Source organism: uncultured Amaricoccus sp. (assembly GCF_937858865.1).
In the GTDB taxonomy this organism is placed as follows: domain Bacteria; phylum Pseudomonadota; class Alphaproteobacteria; order Rhodobacterales; family Rhodobacteraceae; genus Amaricoccus.
The window spans coordinates 1-2,185 of the sequence record NZ_CALLYO010000209.1 but is presented as its reverse complement, the minus strand read 5'-3'; the positions used below and the strand labels follow the sequence as shown (position 1 = coordinate 2,185).

General features: G+C 69.7%; 1 protein-coding gene. It reads left to right on the top strand.

Features of this window, described 5'->3' with window-relative positions; all coding sequences use genetic code 11:
- Window positions 1–2,185, top strand: a 2,185-nt coding sequence (gene carB / locus Q0112_RS05740; protein ID WP_297972644.1) for a carbamoyl-phosphate synthase large subunit, incomplete at both ends; no start/stop codon positions are given.

Here is a 2,185-nt window from a genome sequence, read left to right as displayed (position 1 = left end):
CCGTCGGCTACACCCTCGACGAGCTCGACAACGACATCACCCAGGTCACCCCCGCCTCCTTCGAACCCACCATTGACTACGTCGTCACCAAGATCCCCCGCTTCGCCTTCGAGAAATTCCCTGGCGCCGAGCCCCTCCTGACGACCGCCATGAAGTCGGTCGGCGAAGCCATGGCCATCGGCCGCACCTTCCACGAGTCGGTGCAAAAAGCCCTCTGCTCCCTCGAAACCGGCCTCACCGGCTTCGACGAAGTAGAAATCCCCGGCGCCGAAGGCCCCGACGCCAAGGCCACCATCATCCGCGCCCTCTCCGCCCAGACCCCCGACCGCCTCCGCCTCGCCGCCCAGGCCATGCGCCACGGCCTCTCCGACGACGAGATCCACGCCGTCACCAGATACGACCCCTGGTTCCTCGCCCGCATCCGCGAGATCCTCGACGAGGAGGCGGCCCTCCGCGCCACCGGCCTCCCCCGCGAGCCCCACGCGCTTCGCCGCCTCAAGCAGCTCGGCTTCTCCGACGCCCGCCTCGCGCACCTCACCGCCCGCACCGAATCCTCCGTCCGCGCCGAGCGCCAGCGCCTCGGCGTCCGCCCGGTCTTCAAGCGCATCGACACCTGCGCCGCCGAGTTCGAGGCCCAGACCCCCTACATGTACTCGACCTACGAGGTCGAGCACGGCGGCTTCACCGAGGACGAGAGCCGCCCCACAAGCGCGAAAAAGGTCGTCATCCTCGGCGGCGGCCCCAACCGCATCGGCCAGGGCATCGAGTTCGACTACTGCTGCTGCCACGCCTGCTTCGCGCTCACCAAGGCCGGCTACGAGACCATCATGGTCAACTGCAACCCCGAGACCGTCTCCACCGACTACGACACCTCCGACCGCCTCTACTTCGAGCCCCTCACCCTCGAGCACGTCCTCGAGATCCTCCGCACCGAGCAGGAGAACGGCACCCTGCACGGCGTCATCGTCCAGTTCGGCGGCCAGACCCCCCTGAAACTCGCCAACGCCCTGCACGACGCCGGCATCCCCATCCTCGGCACCACGCCGGACGCCATCGACCTCGCCGAGGACCGCGAGCGCTTCCAGTCCCTCCTCCACCGCCTCGGCCTCCGCCAGCCGCATAACGGCATCGCCCGCTCCCCCGCCCAGGCGATGGCGGTGGCCAAGGAGATCGGCTACCCCCTCGTCATCCGCCCGAGTTACGTCCTCGGCGGCCGCGCCATGGAGATCGTCCGCGACGACGCCCAGCTCCAGCGCTACATCACCTCCGCCGTCCAGGTCTCCGGCGACACCCCGGTCCTCCTCGACAGCTACCTCTCCAACGCCATCGAGGTCGACGTCGACGCCATCGCCGACGGCACCGACGTCCACATCGCCGGCGTCATGGAGCATATCGAGGAAGCCGGCGTCCACTCCGGCGACAGCGCCTGCTCCCTCCCCCCCTGGTCCCTCGACGAGGTCACCGTCGCCGAGCTCAAGCGCCAGACCGAATCCATGGCGCTGGCCCTCGGCGTCGTCGGCCTGATGAACGTCCAGTTCGCCATCCAGGACGGCGACATCCACGTGCTGGAGGTGAACCCCCGCGCCTCCCGCACCGTCCCCTTCGTCGCCAAGGCGACCGACAGCGCCATCGCCGCCATCGCCGCCCGCGTCATGGCCGGCGAGCCCCTCGCGTCCTTCCCCCACCGCGACCCCTACCCCAAGGGCACCGGCCCCGACGACCCCCTCCCCTTCGCCGACCCGCTGACCCTCGCCGACCCCGACATGCCCTGGTTCTCGGTCAAGGAGGCGGTCATGCCCTTCAACCGCTTCCCCGGCGTCGACACGCTGCTCGGCCCCGAGATGCGCTCGACCGGCGAGGTCATGGGCTGGGACCGCAGCTTCCCCCGCGCCTTCCTCAAGGCCCAGCTCGGCGCCGGCACGGCACTCCCCACCACCGGCACCCTCTTCGTCTCGGTCAAGGAGTCCGACAAGAACGGCATCCTCCTCGAAGCCTCCCGCATCCTGCACGAGCTCGGCTTCCGCATCCTCGCCACCGACGGCACCCAGCGCTACCTCGCCGCCCACGCCATCCCGGCGACCCGCGTCAACAAGGTCTACGAGGGCCGCCCCCACATCGTCGACACCCTGAAGGACGGCGGCGTCCAGATCGTCTTCAACACCACCGAAGGCACCCAATCCATCGC